Origin of the sequence: Burkholderia sp. HI4860 (assembly GCF_002223045.2) — a bacterium.
Taxonomy (GTDB): Bacteria; Pseudomonadota; Gammaproteobacteria; order Burkholderiales; family Burkholderiaceae; genus Burkholderia.
Genome location: NZ_NKFO02000004.1, coordinates 34,611 through 53,178, shown reverse-complemented (window position 1 = coordinate 53,178; position 18,568 = coordinate 34,611). Strand labels below are relative to the sequence as shown.

At 61.8% G+C, this 18,568-nt stretch carries 20 protein-coding genes; 19 read left to right on the top strand and 1 reads right to left on the bottom strand.

Features of this window, described 5'->3' with window-relative positions; translation table 11 throughout:
* Positions 1-35 precede the first annotated feature (35 nt).
* From CFB34_RS33035 to CFB34_RS32985, 11 genes are read left to right on the top strand one after another with little or no spacing between them, the layout of a single operon-like run.
* Positions 36-728 (top strand): hypothetical protein, encoded by a 693-nt coding sequence (locus CFB34_RS33035; RefSeq protein WP_027811080.1) that lies wholly within the window; start codon positions 36-38, stop codon positions 726-728.
* Entirely contained in the window at positions 725-1,756 is a 1,032-nt protein-coding gene (gene traU, locus CFB34_RS33030; protein ID WP_027811081.1) for a conjugal transfer pilus assembly protein TraU, read from the top strand. Before CFB34_RS33035 ends, traU begins: the two co-directional genes overlap by 4 nt.
* Positions 1,753-2,541: a type-F conjugative transfer system pilin assembly protein TrbC gene (trbC, locus tag CFB34_RS33025; RefSeq protein ID WP_027811082.1), complete on the top strand. Its 789-nt coding sequence runs from the start codon at positions 1,753-1,755 to the stop codon at positions 2,539-2,541. Before traU ends, trbC begins: the two co-directional genes overlap by 4 nt.
* 5 nt (positions 2,542-2,546) lie before the next feature.
* On the top strand, positions 2,547-3,827 hold the full coding sequence (locus tag CFB34_RS33020) for a hypothetical protein (protein ID WP_165581455.1): 1,281 nt from the start codon (positions 2,547-2,549) through the stop codon (positions 3,825-3,827).
* Positions 3,824-5,104: a conjugal transfer protein TraN gene (traN, locus tag CFB34_RS33015; protein ID WP_049030196.1), complete on the top strand. Its 1,281-nt coding sequence runs from the start codon at positions 3,824-3,826 to the stop codon at positions 5,102-5,104. Before CFB34_RS33020 ends, traN begins: the two co-directional genes overlap by 4 nt.
* Entirely contained in the window at positions 5,101-5,493 is a 393-nt protein-coding gene (locus tag CFB34_RS33010; protein WP_027811085.1) for a hypothetical protein, read from the top strand. Before traN ends, CFB34_RS33010 begins: the two co-directional genes overlap by 4 nt.
* A gap of 58 nt (positions 5,494-5,551) precedes the next feature.
* A complete protein-coding gene (locus tag CFB34_RS33005) occupies positions 5,552-6,052 on the top strand; it encodes a hypothetical protein (protein WP_027814060.1) in 501 nt (166 codons plus the stop codon).
* Entirely contained in the window at positions 6,049-6,243 is a 195-nt protein-coding gene (locus tag CFB34_RS33000) for a hypothetical protein (RefSeq protein WP_027811087.1), read from the top strand. The genes CFB34_RS33005 and CFB34_RS33000 overlap by 4 nt, the downstream gene beginning before the upstream one ends.
* Positions 6,240-7,049 carry a conjugal transfer protein TraF gene (locus CFB34_RS32995; RefSeq protein WP_027811088.1) on the top strand — a complete coding sequence of 270 codons (810 nt, stop codon included), beginning with the start codon at positions 6,240-6,242 and terminating at the stop codon, positions 7,047-7,049. Before CFB34_RS33000 ends, CFB34_RS32995 begins: the two co-directional genes overlap by 4 nt.
* Positions 7,049-8,494 (top strand): conjugal transfer protein TraH, encoded by a 1,446-nt coding sequence (locus CFB34_RS32990; protein WP_027811089.1) that lies wholly within the window; start codon positions 7,049-7,051, stop codon positions 8,492-8,494. Before CFB34_RS32995 ends, CFB34_RS32990 begins: the two co-directional genes overlap by 1 nt.
* A gap of 2 nt (positions 8,495-8,496) precedes the next feature.
* A complete protein-coding gene (locus CFB34_RS32985) occupies positions 8,497-12,432 on the top strand; it encodes a conjugal transfer protein TraG N-terminal domain-containing protein (protein WP_223274480.1) in 3,936 nt (1,311 codons plus the stop codon).
* Between the two features lie 37 nt (positions 12,433-12,469).
* Here CFB34_RS32985 and CFB34_RS32980 read toward each other — a convergent pair whose 3' ends face one another.
* Positions 12,470-12,862, bottom strand: a complete 393-nt coding sequence (locus tag CFB34_RS32980) for a hypothetical protein (RefSeq protein WP_027811091.1) — start codon at positions 12,860-12,862, stop codon at positions 12,470-12,472.
* 263 nt (positions 12,863-13,125) lie between these two features.
* Here CFB34_RS32980 and CFB34_RS32975 point away from each other — a divergent pair, with 263 nt between their 5' ends.
* The 8 genes from CFB34_RS32975 (at position 13,126) to CFB34_RS32940 (ending at position 18,557) form a co-directional block, all read left to right on the top strand.
* On the top strand, positions 13,126-13,752 hold the full coding sequence (locus tag CFB34_RS32975; protein ID WP_027811092.1) for a phospholipase D family protein: 627 nt from the start codon (positions 13,126-13,128) through the stop codon (positions 13,750-13,752).
* 33 nt (positions 13,753-13,785) lie between these two features.
* Positions 13,786-14,046: a hypothetical protein gene (locus tag CFB34_RS32970; RefSeq protein WP_027811093.1), complete on the top strand. Its 261-nt coding sequence runs from the start codon at positions 13,786-13,788 to the stop codon at positions 14,044-14,046.
* Positions 14,047-14,060: 14 nt separating this feature from the next.
* Positions 14,061-16,040: a zeta toxin family protein gene (locus tag CFB34_RS32965; protein ID WP_027811094.1), complete on the top strand. Its 1,980-nt coding sequence runs from the start codon at positions 14,061-14,063 to the stop codon at positions 16,038-16,040.
* 8 nt (positions 16,041-16,048) lie between these two features.
* A complete protein-coding gene (locus CFB34_RS32960) occupies positions 16,049-16,465 on the top strand; it encodes a hypothetical protein (RefSeq protein ID WP_027811095.1) in 417 nt (138 codons plus the stop codon).
* Between the two features lie 54 nt (positions 16,466-16,519).
* Positions 16,520-16,918, top strand: a complete 399-nt coding sequence (bamE, locus tag CFB34_RS32955; RefSeq protein ID WP_027811096.1) for an outer membrane protein assembly factor BamE — start codon at positions 16,520-16,522, stop codon at positions 16,916-16,918.
* A gap of 126 nt (positions 16,919-17,044) precedes the next feature.
* Positions 17,045-17,554, top strand: a complete 510-nt coding sequence (locus tag CFB34_RS32950) for a hypothetical protein (protein ID WP_027811097.1) — start codon at positions 17,045-17,047, stop codon at positions 17,552-17,554.
* Between the two features lie 101 nt (positions 17,555-17,655).
* Positions 17,656-18,078 (top strand): hypothetical protein, encoded by a 423-nt coding sequence (locus CFB34_RS32945; protein ID WP_027811098.1) that lies wholly within the window; start codon positions 17,656-17,658, stop codon positions 18,076-18,078.
* Positions 18,075-18,557, top strand: a complete 483-nt coding sequence (locus tag CFB34_RS32940) for a protein-disulfide reductase DsbD N-terminal domain-containing protein (protein WP_034175799.1) — start codon at positions 18,075-18,077, stop codon at positions 18,555-18,557. Before CFB34_RS32945 ends, CFB34_RS32940 begins: the two co-directional genes overlap by 4 nt.
* The last annotated feature ends 11 nt before the right edge of the window (positions 18,558-18,568 follow it).

The following is an 18,568-nucleotide window of genomic DNA, read 5'->3' as shown; positions in this document are numbered from 1 at the left end:
AATCACCTGTCACCTCCCAATTTATCGGAATCGCGATGAACAACTATGACCGTCTGGACTTCACTGCCGACCCGGCCGTTATCGACGTCGTCGAGAAGAACTCGCCCCACGACGGCGCTGCTGCTCTTCAGCACTTCAATGCGACAGTCGAGCCGATCCGGTATGTCGTAGACGTCACCAATGATCAGGTCGTCGTTTCAGGAAAGGGTGTGCTCGCGACTTACTACTGGCGCGCGAGCCCCTACGACAGCAGGGTCGCTCGTCTATCCGTTCAACCTGACCGCCAGATCGTAGGAGACAGCAGCGGGGAAACCTTTCGTGTTGTGGTGGGTGCTGTAGATGATATCCACCGTCCTGCTGCGGTCATCGCCGAGCATCTGAGCGAGGTCGAAGCCGTTGAGCTGATCGGTCGTATCGAGAAGGGGGTGAAGGGCGCCCTCGGTATCGGCGTCGAATCGACCCATACGGTCCAGTTGGATGAGCCTCTTCCCGTCTCCGGCGTTGTTGAGTCCGCACGTCGTTCGATTGGAGCGAAGCTGCTCGACATCCTGGCCACGGTAACGTCACGTGTGGTATGGGTCGCCGCTTGGGGCGTTGCCGGTGCGGCGACCGGCGGTCTTGCAGTGATCCTCCTGCCGATCGTCTATCGCCTTGGCCATCACGTCGGCGCATACCTGATCGACTTCGTCTTCCACGTGTATCCGGCGATGCGGGAGCTGCTTTCATGAGCATGCGCCCTCTCCTTCGCCGCTGGATTCTCGCGATCGCGCTGGTTGCCAGCTGCTTCTCGTTCTCGGCGCCGGCCGATGCGGGTCAGTGTGTCGGCCGATTCGCCAATCCGATCACGGATATCTGCTGGGAATGCGCTTTCCCGATGGCCATCGGTAGCGTCACGTTCCTCAATATGGGCCAGGACGACACCCCGAACCCGGGCGGATTCCTCTGCTTCTGTAGCGGCACGTTTGGCGTCAAGTTCAGCTTCTGGGAGCCGATCCGGCGCGTCGACGTCACGCGCTCGCCCTACTGCTTCGTGTCGCTCGGCGGGATCTCGCTGAACCCGGGCATCCACGCCCCGGAGGGGGAGGTGCGCGAGCAGAAGGACGACACCAAGCAGAGCTTCTATCAGGTGCACTGGTACACCGATCCGGTCATGTACTACACCGAGATCCTGCTAGACGACCCCTGTATGGAGACGGGCAGCTTCGATGTCGCGTACATGACCGAAGTCGATCCGACGTGGAGCGACGACGATCTCACCATGCTCCTCGAGCCGGAGACCTACCTGTTCGGCAGTCCGATCGCCCAGGCCGCTTGCGCAGGTGACTGCGTGCTCTCGAGCCTAGGTTTCGGCAGCAACCTGCTCTTCTGGTGCGCGGGCTGCAACGGCTCGATCTATCCATTCAACGGCCACGTTCAGGCCCATGTGTCCGCGATCCAGGCGTCGTCACTGCTGGTCGAGCGCATGACCGCAAAGCTGCATCGCGAGGGTTTGATGTGGGGCACGACAGGTGACGGGGCCATGTGCGGCTACTACCTGCAGCCGGTGATGGACAAGACCCAATACAAGTACACGATGCTCTACCCCGTTGCGCAAACCGACCAGATCAACGGTCAGTGCTGTCAGCCGTATGGCCGCACGTCGGCGCTCTGGGGCGCCGGAAAGATGATCCCGTACACGGGGGAGGACTTCGCGTACGAGATTTTCCGCAAGCGCAACTGCTGCATGGGTGCGAACCTCGGAGACTTGCCCCAATGAGTCGGCTCACTTTCTCCATCATAGCCGCCGGCACGATCGCCCTCGCGGCCGGTCATGTGTCGGCACAAACCGTGTCGAATGACGCGCTCGCGCGTGAGCAGCAGCAGATCAATACCACGCGCCGAGCGATCTTCGATGAGGCAGCCAGCGGCACCGCACGTTACCGAGGCGTGATGCCATCGTCGGATGCGATTGATGCCGAGATGAGCCGTATCCAGCGCAGTCGCGATCGGCAGATGGCCCAGGCGGCAGCAAAGGCAGCTCACGATGGCAACGCGTTCCCGAACCTACCGGCGCCGGCGCCAGCCGCCGCCGGTGCAGATCCGTTCGCCGTCGCCAAACGGTACGAAAGCCGTACGCAGCGTCGTGTGACCGACTCCTTCGTCGCGTTCGCGAGCTTCTCGATGCCCGCTGCCTCGCTGGTACGCCTGGTGAAGACCATGAATCAGGCCGGGGGAACTGTGGTGTTCCGGGGCTTCAAGAACGACTCGCTGAAGGCGACGGCCGCTGAAATGCAGCGGCTGGGGATTGCGTCCGGCGGCATCGTCGTCAACCCGAAGGCGTTCACGCAGTATCGCATCGCCCGTGTGCCCGCCTATGTCGTCACACGCGGTGGAGACGCCAACAGTCAGGTCGACAGCAGCGGATGTGCGCTGCCGGCGTCGTACGTCTCCTTGTCGGGAGACGTGACGCCCGCGTATGCCCTGCGCCAGATCGTCGATCACAGCCCTACCTACGGGGGGATCGCCGAGCGATATCTCCGTGCACTGGGGGATGTCGAATGAACGGAATGCGGGCAACCCTGCGCCGAAGCGCACCACTGGCCATCGCGACCGCTCTGGCTGCGGTCGCCGTGTGCGCTGCTGCGGACGCCCCATCTACCGGGACTGCGTTTACTGAAGGCCAGTCGTTCGGTAAGTCAGGAATGAACGCGGCTCACGGAAGCATCAGTGGCGGTAGCTCGAACGTGCCGAACTACACGAACCAGGACGGCGAGCTGACGCCGCTGTATGGCGGTGGGCAGGGCAGTCTCGGGCCGGCCGGGTCAGGGAAGGAAGCGGATTGCTCAACGCAGCCAGCGAACCCGAGTGCCTACTGGCGTCAGGAATGCGATGCCGTGAATTACCTCGCGAAGAAGCCTCCCAATCGCATGCCGATCACCGCGAGCGATCCGATCGTGACCGGAAGCAAGGGCGCGATCAATAACCCCGGGTCTACGACGAGTTCGCAGGACTGCCACAACGTGACGTCGACGGTGCCGGCGACCTACCGGAAGGAAACCTGCGAACAGGCCGTGGGTACGCAAACCTATACCTGCAACCGCATCAATGACCCCGTCTGCACCGAACCCTATCAAGGCTGCGCCGCTGGCGGGGTCGTCGAGGGAAGCTTCACCGGCGGGTTTGCCGCGCGCCTGGCATCGAACTCTGCGCTCTGGAACTTCGGCGCTGACACGGGCTATCACGACAACTCAGGCTACAACGGACTGACCGTGTCCGGCTCGATGAGTTTCAGCGTCCAGAACCTTGGTCAGATCGGTACCGCAGTCATCAGCCAGATCACGGCAAACAATACGCTGCGCAGCGTCGACATTAACGGCGTCACGGTCTACACCGATGCGCCGGACGGCGGGCGCATTCTCCAATGCGGAGTGGCGACGCTGCCGGCGTCGGCCGGCGGTATTGATGGACGGCAGACCACCGGCTATCTTGCCGCGTCTTCGCCTGGTGTGACCTTCACACACAATTTGATTTACAACGGCATTCGGAGCGTGTGTTCGGATAAAACTGCCTTTACGGCAGATGGCGGTCTCACAGAGTATCGACCGTTCTTTACCTTCGGTAGCGAGTACGAGGGGAACCCGTCGACCATTGCGCCCAACACCGACATCCGCGCGTATTTGCACGAGGGCGTCAATACCGTCGAGATTCAAGCGGCGATAGGCGGGTACGGTTTCCAGGGCGGCGGGCAGGCCCGAGTTCAGCTCACGCTGAACCAGATCTGCACCGCGACTTGCACGCCGAACTGGATCGACCAGTGCAGCTCGTTCGAACAGCGGGCCGCACAATGAATATCCGCGCTCTCATGTTCGCCGCGCGTGCGTTCACCCTCGTCGGCAGTGTAATGACCGTCACCCTGCTCGCCGCGCCGGTAGCGTATGCCGCGCCCACCTGCCAACGCACTGGTTCAACCTGCATCGAGCCGGCCGGCACACGCATCATCAACGGGATTCCGCTCTACCAGGATTGCTGGAACTACCAGGATACCTACGAATGCCAAGCCGCTTCCACCGTTAACGACTGCGCGCCATTGCAGCAGCAAGGCTGCGGCCTAGTGAACCAGCAGTGTGTGTCATACAACGACGCGGTGCAGGGAAGCTGCGACACGATGCAGTACACGTACCAGTGTCTCGATACTCCGGCGCACACGACGACCGTCACCCAATGCACGAACACGATGTGCGCACCGGGTGCCGGATGCTTCTCGTCAAGTAGTGGTGCGGACGGCGCGCTCGGCAAGGTCGTAGCAGGGCTGGAAACCGGGCGCGAAGCCGGCGCCTACGGTGTCGGTGGCGGTAACGTGAACATTTTCAAAGGCTACGACAGCAGCTGCTCGATCAAGGTGCTGGGCGGCCTCGAGATCAAGAGCTGCTGCACCAGCAACGGCGGCGGTGCCGCTTACTCGAACAACGCGATCGGAAGCGCCGCGGTCAGCGCTGGACTGTCGGTTGGCGGAACGGCGGCGAAGCAGGGCATCGCGTTAGGGTCGAAGTATGTCTTTGACCAGCTGTACGAAACGGTCGATAGCTCGATCGTGAACTCTGGTCTCTTGCAGATGGGCGCATGGGCGGACAGGGCGTTGTCTACCTCCGGAACCTTTGGTGCCTACGGCTTTAGTTTTTCGTTCTCCCTCACCAATGGTGTTCAGCTTGCCGATTTCAATCCGTACGTATTCGCGGCCGAGATCGCTGCGCAGCTGATCCAGATGTGGCTCGCCTGTTCCCCTGACGAGCAGGTGCTCAGTCTGAAGCGTGGCCAGAACCTCTGTGTCCAGTACAACCAGGGCTGCTCCAAGCGCGTGCTCGGCGTTTGCGTCGAGGAAAAGAAGAGCTACTGCTGTTTCAATTCGTTGATCGCGAAGCTCGTCAACCAGCAGGGCAAGGCGCAACTCGGCATCCCGTTCGCAGGCTGCGGTGGCTTCACGGCCGACCAGCTGCAGCGTATCGATTTTTCGAGTATCGACTTTACCGAGTTCGTCAATTCGATCCAGTCCAAAGCCGTCGACGAGGACGCGATTCTGCAGCGCGTGCGGCAATCGATCGGAAGCGGCAAAGGGGTATCCCAATGAAGCGCCTCGTCTCCGCAGCGTTTACTACTGCGATTTTTGCGCTGCCGGCCGCCGCCTTCGCCGGCAGCTACGACGACTTCAGTGCAGTTCTCATCGACGCGATTGATCACGGGTCAGCGTTTGGCGCGCTGCGTGGACCCGTTGCGGGTTCACTCGTCACCAAGCTGCACGCCAACGGTCCGGTCTACGTCACGGCTCGCTCGATCGGCGACTTGCCGCGGCCTGGCTGCAAGCGTCTGGATGTGCTGTTCGACGTCCGCGGCATCCAGACCGAGGCGGGCGAAACCAGCGGGCGTCTGGACGTGAAGATGAACTACTGCCGCGATCGAATTCCGCCGATTGGCTTGGCGCCGGCGGCGCCGGCGCAACCTGCAGGAGATACACCGTGACGCGGGGCCGCCCACTGGTTGCAGATTTCAAAACCCTCACTACCCAGGAGCGTTGATCATGTCCATCGAAAGCCTGTTTCCCCCTTCGCGTGTCCGCTCGAACTGGCGCTATGCGCTACTCGCCAGCCTGCCCTGCTACGTGCGGCGATTCCTCTTCGCTTTCGTCATTGTGCCGGCGGCCGTCCCCGTCGTCGCGCTCGCAATACTGAATCATGGGTCTTTCACGGGTATGGCAACGACCGTGCTCGAACAGGCGGCTGGAAGCGGTACGAATCCGGACACGATCCGACTGCGGACATGCACCGATACGGCGGCTCGCCACGCGCCGTCGGCCGCCATTTGTATGCACTGGCGCACTGACGACGTGCCGATCACGACGCTCGCCCCTCAGGTTGGTCACGGCTTGTTCGTCGCGTGGCTCGTTGCTGTCGTCGTCATGCTTGCGACGGATCTCGGCGTTTCCCCGCCCTCGCCTATCGGACTGCGCAGACGTCTCGACTCGATCGGACGGCCGCGTGCCGAACTTAGTCGTGCAATCCGCGAAGGAGAGGTGAAGTGAGACTGCAGATTACGATCACCAGTATGCGCGCCGCGCCGGCGCCCGACTTGCCGAGCCATCTCTTTGCTGGTGCCGCCAGTGACCGCGCGACCTTCCGGGTAACGCACGGCGCCGCGCCGTCGCGCGAAGCCATTTCCGTGTTGCTCGAGGACGCCGGCTTTGAAGTCGACGCGCAGCGGAGCCGGCCATGAGCGCATTCCGTGGATTCCGGCTCGCGGTAGCGGTCCTGCTTCCTGCAGCGCTGCTGGTGCCGCCGTTTGCGGACGCAGACGGGTTGGACTACAAGTCCGCCTGGAGCTGCGACGGGCAAGAGAAATTCAACTGGTACTGCGATGACGACAAGCCCGCGGCGCCCGCGGGTGCGAGCGCGGCCAAACCGGTCGATTCCGACGACTTCGATCAGATCAAGTCGGCCGACGAGATGCGCGAGGCACTGAAGCACCGACTCGACGTCGCAAACATGGACCCGACGCCCGAGCACATCAAGGAGTACATCAAGCTTTGGGAGTACGTCCAGCAAAAGAGCGCTGTCTTCGCCGATCAATGGCGCCGAGTCGTATGGCAGAACCCGAGCCTCGATTACTCGCTCAAGCGTCCGACCAACAACGTCGCTGTCCATACCTATGACCGGACCCGGGATTCCGACCAGGACGGGCAACTGCGTGCACTCGCGCAGAAGCACGGCCTGATTTTCTTCTTCCGCTCGGACTGCCCGTACTGCCATGCGATGGCCCCGACGATTGTGCTGCTCGCGCAGCGCTATGGCATCGACGTGCTGCCGGTCTCTCTGGACGGTCGGGGTATTGGCGAGTTTCCGAACCCGACGCCTGACCACGGTCAGGCGTCGGTCTGGGGTGTGCAGCAGGTGCCCGCCCTCTTCATTGCGTCCAAAGAGACCGGCGACCACGCAATGATCGGCTCGGGAACGATGTCCCTCCAGGACATCATCGACCGCATTTTCGTTCTCACTGCCTCGCAGCCCGGGGAGCTTTTCTGATGAAACCGACACGCTGGTTTGCCGTACTGACGGCTGCAGTGGTTGCCATCGCCCCGGTGTGTGCGCAGGCGATGTCGATGCAGCAGGTCTTCGACTCAATCAACGCCATGGGCAACGTATCGAGCCCTCGGGCGTTGCAGGGCGAGACGATGGATATGTACAGCGGCGGCAGTGTGTTCATGCGCACGCCACACAAGACTTACCAGCTCGCGAGCGTCACCGCCCCGGAATGGGGTGCGGGTTGCGGCGGGATTGACCTGTTTGCCGGCGGGTTCAGCTTCATCAATAAGGAGCAGTTTGTTGCGCTGCTGCGCAACATCGGCTCGAACGCCTTGGGCTACGCATTCAAGCTTGCCCTGCAGAACCTCTGCCCGACCTGCGACAACGTCATGCAGTCGTTGCAGACCATCGCCCGCGACGTCAACCGGATGAACATCGACTCGTGCCAGGCCGCTGAGGGCATCGTCAATGCGGTGACGCCTGTTGCATGGAAAAAAGAGCAGGCGAACCTGGCCGACACGCTCGGGCCATTCACGAACCTGTATTCGGATATGACGGATGCCTGGACAAATACCGGAAACAGCTCGGCGCAAGCGGCGCAGACGATCAATACGGCCACTGCATCGGATTCCAATCTCGCGGCCAAGCAGCCGTACGGCAATGTGACGTGGCAGGCGCTGCAGCAGCTGCCGGACCTGAGCACGTCGGATCGCGAATTCCTCATGTCGCTGGTGGGGACGGTCATTTTTCCCGACCCGTCGGATTCGGGCGGCACGGAGGTGAATCCTGTATTCCTGCCGCGAATCGGCAGCCTCACGGTGCAGGAGTTGGTCGGTAACGATCCTGCTGCGAACAGTGGCACCACGATTCAGGTGTACGTGTGTGACGAGACGACGAAGTGCCTGAATCCGTCAGTTCAGGAAATTGGATACACCCCCTTCCGTACGCTCGTACAGCAAAAGCTGCAGGTAATCACGGATGCGATCGCATCGCGCTCCGCGATCCCGAACCCGGCGGACACGTTTCGGTTCCTGAGCATGACGGACCTGCCGGTCTACAAAATGATCGCGGTCGGCACGCGTCTGAACAATTCGTCTCTGGCTGACCAGTTGTTGAGTACCTACCAGTCGCTGATCGCTGCCAAGTACGCCGAAGCGTATATCCACGGATCCGCTGAAGATCTTCGCCGGGCAATCGCGCGTTACGGCACCGTGAAATCCAGCACGTCGCTGCTCGACGAGGCCACGAAGCTCAATACCAACATTGACACGGTCGAATCGGAAGCACGCAGCGCAGTGATGCAAGCCTTCAGCCAGACGTCGAACGCGTGGCAACTGGTCGAGCAACTCCAATCGATCGAGCGCGCCGTGCACGCGAATGTGTCGTCCTCGCTTCGGAACTCGTTGGCCTTTGGCCAGACGTTGAACGGCGGGGGGACTCAATGAACATGGAAATCGACACCTATGGGAACGTCGATACCTTGTACTACGTCATGCAGGGTATCGCGTCTTTCATGGGTAGCGGAACCTGGACAGGTCTCATCCGTTACACGTTGTTGAGCGGCGTCGTAATCTGGACGATCGTCGCGATCGGCCGGAAAGGCTATGAGATCTTCCGGTGGTTCGCCGCCGCGATGCTGATGACGCAGCTGCTGTTGCTACCGGTCGAGAACGTGTTCATCACGGACGTCAACAACGTGCAGCCGACTCGGGAGGTGGATCACGTCCCCGCCTATCTCGCCGCGGTTGCCCAGAGCTTCACGCTCATCTCTCGCGTGCTGACACAGTCGTACGAAACGATCTTTTCGGTGCCGGATACGCTGACCCTGAAAAAGGGGGATGTGGGTTTCGGCATCTCCGTGCTGCAGAAGGTGAACAAGGCTGAAATCACCGATCCGGGGCTGCACGCTGACCTTATCCAGTTCTTCAAGGAGTGCACGGTCTACGACATCCAGGACGGCGCGATTGATCCGAAGACGATCATGAACGGCACCGACCCCTTCAATACCGTGTTCACGTCGACGAGCCCTGCCCGATATGTGACGACGAACACCCTCACCGCGAACCCTACGACGGACACCTGTTCCGCGACCGGCACTTTGTTGCTGCTGCGCGTACAGGACGCTGAGCAAGCGGCCGAGCAGATGTATGGCAGCGAGATGTATCCGGAGATCGCCGACCCCTCCATGGCGAAGGCGGAATTCGTCAACGCGATTGGAGATTCGTACGGCTTCATCCTCCAGTCGTCGCAGAACGCGTCGTCGGCGCTACGACAGGCAATGTTCAACAACGTATGGCGCCAGGCGGGAGCGGAGCTGCCCGCGATGCTGAACGATCCGGCGCGCGTGGCCGAGGTCAATGCGTTGATGAGTTCTGCCCAGGCTGCAGTGGCGACGAACGGCTCACTCGCCTCCATGGCGATTCTCGCCAAGAACACGCTGCCGACCGTTCGCAACTATGCCGAAGCGATCATCTATGCGGTTTTCCCGCTCATTCTGGTGCTCTGCCTGATCAGCGGCGCGGATGGGGCCAAACGAATCCTCGCGATGTACGCCAAGACGGTGGCATGGGTGTCTGTCTGGCCGATGCTCTTCGCGGTCATCAACGGGCTGTCGCTGATTCACCTGAGCCATGAGATGCGCTCGATGTCGCTGCAGGCCGGCGTGCCGTTCGGCATGGCGGCGAAGTTCGGACAGACGTTGCTCGACGAGCAGGCGCTGCTTGGATACATGGTGATTATTACGCCTCCCCTTGCGTGGCTGTTGCTGAACTTCGCATCGGCCGGCGTTGTCGGTGCGTTCTCTCAACTGAGCGGCGCGTTGACCGGCTCTGCTCAACAGATCGGTGGTCAACAGGCGCAAGGCGACGAAAACATCGGCAACGTGCACATGGATTCGTCGTCGATCGATAACGCGTCGCGCAACGTGACCTCGGCGAACAAGTACGACAACACTGTGCAGTCGCGCACCGGGTCGATGAACGTCGATACCGGGACCGGCTCGGCCTTCACGAACTTTGCCAATGGCCTGATCGCTCGCACCGAGTTTCAGAACAGCCTCGGCGTTTCGGCCACGTCCCAGGACGCATTTGAGCGGTCGCTCGGCACCGACACCTCGACGGGTGTCGCGGCAAACCGCACGAATTCCACGTTCGCTGGGCGGGAGCAGCTTGCGTCCAGCACGAACAGTGTCTCGAGCAGCCAGGAGCGTGGAAGCTCACAGCGCCTGTCCGACGATTCCAGTTCGGGTACGCGGGCCTCGTCTAGCCAAACAGGTGAGCGGCGGACCGCACATGATCAGCAATATGCGATAGATCAGTCGCACTCCGTCGACGGTACAACTTCTGCAGGAGCCAAAGGTTCGATCATGCTTGGTGGCGGCTTTGCCAAGTCGTTTGGCGAGGATGGGGCGCCGTCCGGCAACGCCGGCGGTGGAGGCGGCGGCTCAGCCGGTGGTAGCGGGCGTGGGCCTTCCGGCAATGGTCGGCAAGGAAGCAGCAATCCGGTCTCGAACTCGCCTCTTTTTAACCAAGCAGAAGAAGACAAACTCGCTCGTAAGGCCGAGTCACTTGGAAAATCGCCGAACGAAGTTCAAGCGATTCGGGATGCGTATCGATTGAAGGTGCGGGCTGCGGATTATGCAAATGGCGGTGGCACGGGGAAAGGGCAGTCGAGTCTGAAGTTTGGTCTCGATGTTTCGGGCGAAGGTGGATATACGAAGTCTTGGCGGAATTCTGACGCACAAAAATTCGTCGATCAAAACAGTAGTTTGGCCGCCTACACCGAGAGCGATAACGTCTCTCACGAAGGCTCGCAGATGCACAATGACTCCACCGGAATGGAGTCCGGGCAGCACGTTCGCCGCGACCGGTCGGCGTCTCTGACGGACCAGGTTTCGTCCGGCTCTCGCGTTGCAGCGGATCTCACTCGCAGCGCAGACGTGCGCCAGCGCGGATCGACGCAAGTGGTTTCGCGCGTAGATACCTCGACCAACCTGATGACGCCTGAGAACCTGCAGGCGGTCGCTGCGCGCAACGGTATCCGATACAGCCAGCTGATGACGTTGCCGTCCCCGCAGATCGCTCAGCTGGTCGCCCAAGATGCAGCGATGCGCGACATCGTTTCGCGCAACTCGACGTTGCCGACCACGGCTCGTGATGGGTCTACTCTCCCTGCGAGCGGCATCGACGTCGTTCGCCAGGACCAACGCAACCAGTCCGGCGTTGGTGCAAGTGCCCCCGCGTCGTTCCAGCGTTTTGCAGGTGCGGTTGGACCAGTGGATACGACACCCCTGGATGTTGCGACGCCGATGCCCCAAATCGTGACCGACGCACAGCACCGTGTGGATGTTACGCAGCAACGGGTCGCGAGCGAGTCCGCCGCGCCGATCAAGCAGGTGCGTGACCACGTCGATCCGTCGGCCGACAACAAGCCGCTCATGACGCCCGAGCGGGCGCCGGGCCGCTTGCTTTCCTCTCCGCCCGCGGCGCCGTCAGCTTCCGATAGCAAGGGGCCCCTGTCGGCATGGGTGAACTCGATTCAGCCGAGCGGGCCGGCTGGAACAACGTCCACCTCGGCACCAATTGAAAACTTCCTACATCCGCGAACTACGGGAAATGGCCCGACTCTTGAAGCCGCTCGAGCGACGGAAACCGGCACGGGCTCGCCCGCGACTCAACCGCGTCTGTCCGAATCTGACTTCAGGATCGTGACTCTGCCGGCCGGCAATGATCACATGTCACATCGGCAGAGTGATCGTCGAGTGCCCGATGCTCCTGACGGGACATACAGCCGGCCGTCTCCGGAGCTACCCAGCCCTGATCAAGAAGCTGTAGCGCGGCCCGTCGGCTCGATACGGGGTCGCCGGGTGGTTGACGATGGAAGTCGGGGAAGTAGCTTGCCGACCGCATCAATGAAGCGTAGCGGCGGGGTCTCAGTCATGGCTCCTGGAACGACGGCTGGCAACCCTGGTTCACGAATCGACAACGTCAAACCAGCTAACTCTGGTCAGGAGCAGGCTACGCCGGCGCCTATCGCGCCTGAACCAGCTGGCCGGAGAAGTTCGCCGTCCGGTGGCATCGGCCTCGCAAGCGTCGGGTCAGAAGTCGGTGGCGTCGACAGAAAGGTGCAGATCGGTCGCGCGCCAGGCGGGTCATCTGCTGCAGGGGATGCCTTGCCATCGACACCCTCGCAATACCTCGATGCCGCAACCGTCGGAGCCGACGCATCTGCTCCGCACGACGACTCGGCGGTAAGCGGCGCGGCCACTTCCCCGAGCGTTTTGGCTTCGGCGAGTCGACTAGGACGCGGTTCTGCAGATGACGCACGTGGAGTCAAGTCGCTCCCGAGCGCGGGCGTTGCAAACGATGATCCCGACAACCAATGAAAAAGGGGCCTTGCGGCCCCGGACGGTAATTCCCCAATCAATGACGCCAATCGCTATGACTCATCTGATTTCTTTGGTCTCTCCAAAACCAATCGTTCGAGAGGTCGCTGCTTGCATTGTTGCTCGAACGAGCGGTGTTCCAGCCGTCATCATAGTGCGCGCCGGTCATGATGAGATGGCCCAGCTTGACTGCAACGCCCAATTGGGCGAACACGCCGAAGATGCAGGAAAAGAGAGCGCCAAAAGCCAAAATGGTAAAGGGCAGCTGCATTACCGTAATCACGATGGCCGCAACCAGGAGCGTGGTCAGATAGCCCCACATGATTTTCCGGTAAATCAATCGGCCACTGCGCGAGGCGATAAACGATGTGAAAACCGAGAAAATCGCTGCTGCCATTATCGCCATGAAATTCGCAAGCACATAGTCCATGATGAGCGCCCCCGTACGCAATTAGTATCGACGTTACGCCTGATTTCTCGTACTGGCAAGTTAATCCTTGATGACGTAATTCGTCGTGGTGTCAATTCATTTGCGTCTTTAATTAGCGCGATCTCGACGGTGAGTCGAGTGCGTCTGGTCGCGCTCACGTTTTCTGCCCTGCTTCTTGCTGCTTGCGCCTCGGTGCACAGCTACGACGCCTGCGCCCGCTCCTATTCAGCGGATGGCCACGCCTCCCACGTCGGGAGGTCGGCATGAAGTTTCTCCTCTTCCTCGCGATCACGGCCGGTGTCGGCTACTACGTGCTGCATGACGGGCCGACGCCGGATCTCGGCAATTTGTCGTCGTCCGTTGGGCATTTTGCGAGCTCTCTGAAGCACCCAGCCGACAACGCCTCACATTCTGAAAGCGCAGGCTCTGGCGACCACGCCTCCGTCCAATTCGCGACTTCACCCGACGGCCAGGCCGAGGCGCTCGTGCTGAGCGTGATCGACAGCGCGCAGTCGGAGCTCGACGTCGCCGCTTACGAGCTCACCAATCGTCGCATCGTTACCCATCTGATCGAGCGCGCCCGCGCTGGTGTCCAGGTCCGTGTCGTCCTCGACCGCTCCCAGCTTGACGGCCGCGGCTCGAAGCTCGCGGATCTCGTCGCGGCCGGAATACCGGTTCGCATCGACATGGCCGTACCGCTCATGCACGACAAGTTCATCGTCGCTGATAGCGATACGACCCAGACAGGCTCGATGAACTACACGCAGGCCGGTGCCAATCACAACGCTGAAAACGTCCTCGTCATCTGGCATCACGCCACGGTCGCCGCAGCCGTGCGCGCCGCGTGGGCGCGCCTATGGAATGAATCGAAGCCTTACCCAGGTGTTTGACCCGGCAATCACGCGCGTAAGCCGAACTTTTTAATGGAGAACACGATGCCTCATGTCGATTTCGAAGTCGCCTGCCAGACGATCGGGCAGCTGATCGCCCACTATGTCGCCGTCATCGCTGAAGAGGAGTCGCGCAGCGAGCCGGATGCGGAGTGCATCGCTATAGCCGACGCGGAACGCAAGACTCTGGTTGCCGCTCGCGATGCGCTGCATCCGGATGATGCGGCTGCGATCGCTCGTGCGCTGGACATCTACGGCCTGCGTGTCCGTCGCTTGAACATCGGTCACGCCTGATTCCGGAGCCCATCATGGACACTATTCCGGATGTCGTGATGCAGCGCGCGTATGCGCGAGTGGAGCGCGAGGCGATTGACGGCAGCCGCGAGCAAGCCGAGCCGAAGGCGATCCTCATCGGTGGCCAACCCGGTGCCGGCAAGACGGCCATTGCGCGTCAGGCGATGGGCGAACTCAACGAGCGCGGTGGTGCCGTTTTGATCGACGCCGATCGCATGAGGGAGAACCTGCCGCAGTACAGCCGGCTTCTTCGCGAGGATCCGCAACATGCAGCCGACCTGACGCATGCCGATGCTGGCCGGTGGGCGGGCCGGCTAACCACGGCCGCATCCGACGTGCGCCGTGATCTTGTGGTCGACGGCACGATGCGTAACCCCGATAGCCTGCGCAATCTGGCGCGGCGGCTCAAGGACCGCGGTTACACGCTGGAGGTTCGGGGCGTGGCCATGCCAGCGGACGTGTCGCTTACGCGTGCGCAGATGCGTACCGAGCGCGAAATCGCGACGACGGGCGTGGGACGGGTGGTCAATCGCGAGCAGCACGACCAGGCGTATGCCGGCATGGTGGAAACGGTCGCATTGCTCGAGCGTGAGAAGGCAGTGGATCGAATCCTGATCGTCGATCGGCATCACCGCGAGATATACCGCAACGAACTGCATCAGGGTGAATGGCGCGAGCCGCAAGCGGCCGCGGCGTCGATCGTGCATGAGCGCGAGCGTCCGATGACCCGCGACGAGATAGCCCATCACGTTCAAATGCTCGATGACATTCGTGACGCTCGTACAGGCCGAGGCGCGCCGGCGCCGGAGATTGCCGACATCTCGCTGCGTCGTGAGCAGGCGCTACGCGTCCCGGAGAGGGATGCGCAAGCACGGGTCAACGGAGCGTCTGCGGATGCGCGGCCGGCACCGGAGCGCGGCTTGCGCGACGTCCTCCGGTCGATGACGCGTGACGTGCCGAACGTCGGTGGCCACTTCCCCGATCCGGTCGCCGAGGAAATCGCTGCGTCGCGCCATCTGCCCGCCCTCGAGGCCAGGCTTCGCTCGCACGGGATGACTCACCTGACACCGCTGGACGCCGGCGCGTCGTCGGTCGTGCTGGCGGCCGACGACAAGCATGTGGTGCGGCTCGGAACCGGCGATCTTGCCGTTCGGCCAAAAATTCCCGAGGTCTTGCAGCCGGTGGCGAGCGGCACCGAAGGCAATCTGCGATACGAAATCATGCCCCGCGCCGATATGCGAGGCGTGACATCGGCCGACGTCGCGCGCACGGCCGACGCGCTTCGTCAGCGCGGATACCACTGGAGCGATCAGGGCGTCGACAATCTGGGCATCGTGGACGGTCGTGTGGTCGTCGTCGATCCGGGTGGCATAGAGCCGGTACGCGAACGGGCCATTCTGCCGTCTGCACGCCAACCGGATCAGCCAAAGACGGAGGTCGAAGTCGATACGGCGCGCGCGCCGCGCCGGCGTACCGTTGACCACGCGCGCGACGCGGAGCGCGGCCGCGCGTTCGACACGCTGGGCCGTGACCAGGCGCTCGCCCTCTTCCCCGAGCTCGACGCGGCCTACCACCACCTCGAAACGCGGACCTCGATCAGCACGGTTCCCCACAGCGAAATCGAACGCGCCAACCTGTCCGAACAGATCCATCGGGGCCAGCTACCCGAGGGTGACGTGCCGGACGATGTTTCGCGCCGGGCGATCGGCCTGGCCGGCGATTACCACAACCTGATTCTGCGCGATGCGCAGCAGTTGGAGCGCCACTACCGCGGTGAGGTGCTCGCCAACTCGACGCACCACTCGCTGGTCAAGATCGGTCAGACCGTTGGCATCGTCTATCCGCGCGATCGTCTGTCCCGCGATGTCGAGGTCGGCGAGCAGATCGCGATTCAGTATTCGCCGGACAGCGCGCTGCACCAGGTCAGGGAGCGCGATCACGAAGCGGAACGCGCAGACCGATCACACGACCACCAGCTTTCTATCGAGCGATAGGGGCCGCCATGTCTATTTTCAATCGCCCCCGACGTGTGCGTCCCGTTCCGCATTTTACGCGGCTCTATCTGGCCGAACGTCGACACATTCGCCGTCGGCTGTGGACCAGTCCGAGACTGCTGCGTATCGAAGCCGATTGGGCGACGCGTTACGTCGTGCAGTGGCTCGCACTGTGCTGGTTGGCATGGGCACCGGCGTTGTTGCTCTGGTGGCGGCTGATCTCCAACGGATTCCACCTCGACTACCCGATCGTCGTCGAGCCGCGCGCTTCGCTGCCGATGTACGTGTTCGCCGGCCTCGTCGCTTCGCTTTTCTACGCGTGGTGGCGACCGTACATCAGCTACGTCGAGCTGCAGGTCAGGCGCCACATGGACGACTGGTATCGCACTGTATGTGAAGCGGCGCGATCCGGCCGCCTGTATTAGGCCAGCAACGAATCACCGCCATTTTTGACTGTTGATCACACCAAGGGGAAGACCATGAAATTCACGAAGAACACGCTCCTGATCGTCGCGTTGTCGGCCACTGCGTTACTTGCCGGTTGCGCCACCACTGGCAACGAGCACCTCGAATCCGCGACGCAATCAAGCGTTCAGGCCCAAATCCAGCAGGGCAAGAGCACGAAGCAGGACGTTCAGGATGCTTTCGGTTCACCGAACAAGACCACATTCACCGATTCGGGTCTCGAGATCTGGACATACGAGCTGGCGCACGCCACGCCGCACGCTATCAACTTCGTCCCGATCGTCGGTGCGTTTGCACATGGCGCTGACGTGCGGAAGAAGACGTTGACAGTGCTGTTCGACGACAGCGGGGTCGTCAAGAAATACACGTTTGCCGAGACCACCGACGTGGCCAAGGGAGGCATCGGCCAGTAGCGCCTGCCTGATCGCAATTTAGTGGCGGGAAGGTGCTGTTCCTTACCTTGCGCCTTCCCTTTGACGCCAGCCGGCTTGCCGGCTGGTCTTTTTCCCCGATCTCGCGTTTCTGTAGAGGCACCCGCAATGAATCGATATCGCGCATCTTCCATCGAGCGCCGGCGAGCTGCAGCCTCGATCGCCTGGCCAAAAGGCACGTTGATCCTGACCAACACGGATCCCTCTGCCCAACGCACGCTGAAGGGCGCGGCGGTCGCGCTTGCGGCGGCGGCTTGCCTGTTTTCCATCACTTGCACAAACGGGCCCTTGCAGTCCTGGGCTCGCTCGCGCGAGCACTTCGACATGCGACCTGCGATGGAGGCCGCCCTGAAAGCCGGAAGTCGTTCCGCCGGTACATGGCTTGCCGTTCATTTCAATCGCGACTATCCGGGCTTGCTCCAGGCCGAGTCAGACGCTGGCGAACCGACAGCGATGTACCTGGTTGCTCGCATGCACCTGCAAAAGCACGCGGGTTTCGGCCACACCACGGCGGCGACCGATTCGGATCAGGAAATCGGCATGCAACTCATGCGTCGAGCCGCGGCGGCAGGCGGTCAGGACGCCCTGCGCTATCTGGTCAGTGGGTCTGCGAACTGAACACCACGATGGAATTGGACAAATACGCGGCATGTAAAGGAGAAAGCCGTATGCATACGCGTCCCCTTCACCCCCCCGTTCATCGTCGACATGTGCGAATCATGCTTGGCGTGTTGGCGCTCGTTACCTGGTTACTGATTGCGCCTATTGCTTACCTTGATGCGCTCGGATTCTGGAATAGCACGGAGCCCGTGTTCATCGCCGCGTTTGTTACGGCGCTACTGTTCTTGGCGGCTGTACGTTCGACGTGCACTCGACGTGGAACGTGGAGCGCACTACGTCGTGCGCAACGCGGTTTGCACCGTTTCGGCATGTGTGTCTATTTCATTTGCATGCTGTTGATGATCGTGATCGTCGGGAACTTCGATTCGTCGGCGGCCGGGTTGGCGGAATCGGCTTTCGACTTGTGTTTCGACGGAATGGTTGCCGGCGCAACGTTGTACTTCTGGAGCCTACTGGCGCTGCCGGTCTTATATATTCTCGCCCGCACTGAATCGGCGTGGAAGCAGCGAGGTGCGCGATGACCGCTCGAACTCGCGTTCTGCACCGTTTAGTCGTGGCCGTGTCGCTGGCGTTGCTTGCGTGGATCGTTGGCGGTGTCCTCGCTCGCCAGGCACACGCGCAGGAGTTTCTGTCGCCCGAGCAAGCGTTCCGCGTTCGCATGACCGAAGAACGTGGCGCTGTCGTCCTCCATTTTGCGATCGCTGACGGTTACCGACTTTACGGCGACCGCTTCCGGGTCGCGAGTGATGACGGCCGCGCGCACCTCGGTTCAATTCAGCACCGCGCCGGCAAGGTCGTCGCTGATCCGAGTGCTGGGCGTCCGGTTGAGGTGTTCGAGCGAGAAGTGACGTTGCGTGTGCCGGTCAATGCTCGCGAGATGTTCGGCCTCACGGTGACCTATCAAGGCTGTGCAATCAACCAGATCTGCTATCCGCCGATGCAGCGGACCTTTCCGGTGATTGCTGCTGCACTGCTGTCGCAGTCGGAGGCGTCGCGATGACGGCCGTCCTT

Coding starts and splice junctions, on each gene's coding strand:
- CFB34_RS33035 (WP_027811080.1), top strand. CDS start 36: ATGAACAACTATGACCGTCTGGACTTCACTGCCGACCCGGCCGTTATC.
- traU (WP_027811081.1), top strand. CDS start 725: ATGAGCATGCGCCCTCTCCTTCGCCGCTGGATTCTCGCGATCGCGCTG.
- trbC (WP_027811082.1), top strand. CDS start 1,753: ATGAGTCGGCTCACTTTCTCCATCATAGCCGCCGGCACGATCGCCCTC.
- CFB34_RS33020 (WP_165581455.1), top strand. CDS start 2,547: ATGCGGGCAACCCTGCGCCGAAGCGCACCACTGGCCATCGCGACCGCT.
- traN (WP_049030196.1), top strand. CDS start 3,824: ATGAATATCCGCGCTCTCATGTTCGCCGCGCGTGCGTTCACCCTCGTC.
- CFB34_RS33010 (WP_027811085.1), top strand. CDS start 5,101: ATGAAGCGCCTCGTCTCCGCAGCGTTTACTACTGCGATTTTTGCGCTG.
- CFB34_RS33005 (WP_027814060.1), top strand. CDS start 5,552: ATGTCCATCGAAAGCCTGTTTCCCCCTTCGCGTGTCCGCTCGAACTGG.
- CFB34_RS32995 (WP_027811088.1), top strand. CDS start 6,240: ATGAGCGCATTCCGTGGATTCCGGCTCGCGGTAGCGGTCCTGCTTCCT.
- CFB34_RS32990 (WP_027811089.1), top strand. CDS start 7,049: ATGAAACCGACACGCTGGTTTGCCGTACTGACGGCTGCAGTGGTTGCC.
- CFB34_RS32985 (WP_223274480.1), top strand. CDS start 8,497: ATGGAAATCGACACCTATGGGAACGTCGATACCTTGTACTACGTCATG.
- CFB34_RS32980 (WP_027811091.1), bottom strand. CDS start 12,862: ATGGACTATGTGCTTGCGAATTTCATGGCGATAATGGCAGCAGCGATT.
- CFB34_RS32975 (WP_027811092.1), top strand. CDS start 13,126: ATGAAGTTTCTCCTCTTCCTCGCGATCACGGCCGGTGTCGGCTACTAC.
- CFB34_RS32970 (WP_027811093.1), top strand. CDS start 13,786: ATGGAGAACACGATGCCTCATGTCGATTTCGAAGTCGCCTGCCAGACG.
- CFB34_RS32965 (WP_027811094.1), top strand. CDS start 14,061: ATGGACACTATTCCGGATGTCGTGATGCAGCGCGCGTATGCGCGAGTG.
- CFB34_RS32960 (WP_027811095.1), top strand. CDS start 16,049: ATGTCTATTTTCAATCGCCCCCGACGTGTGCGTCCCGTTCCGCATTTT.
- bamE (WP_027811096.1), top strand. CDS start 16,520: ATGAAATTCACGAAGAACACGCTCCTGATCGTCGCGTTGTCGGCCACT.
- CFB34_RS32950 (WP_027811097.1), top strand. CDS start 17,045: ATGAATCGATATCGCGCATCTTCCATCGAGCGCCGGCGAGCTGCAGCC.
- CFB34_RS32945 (WP_027811098.1), top strand. CDS start 17,656: ATGCTTGGCGTGTTGGCGCTCGTTACCTGGTTACTGATTGCGCCTATT.
- CFB34_RS32940 (WP_034175799.1), top strand. CDS start 18,075: ATGACCGCTCGAACTCGCGTTCTGCACCGTTTAGTCGTGGCCGTGTCG.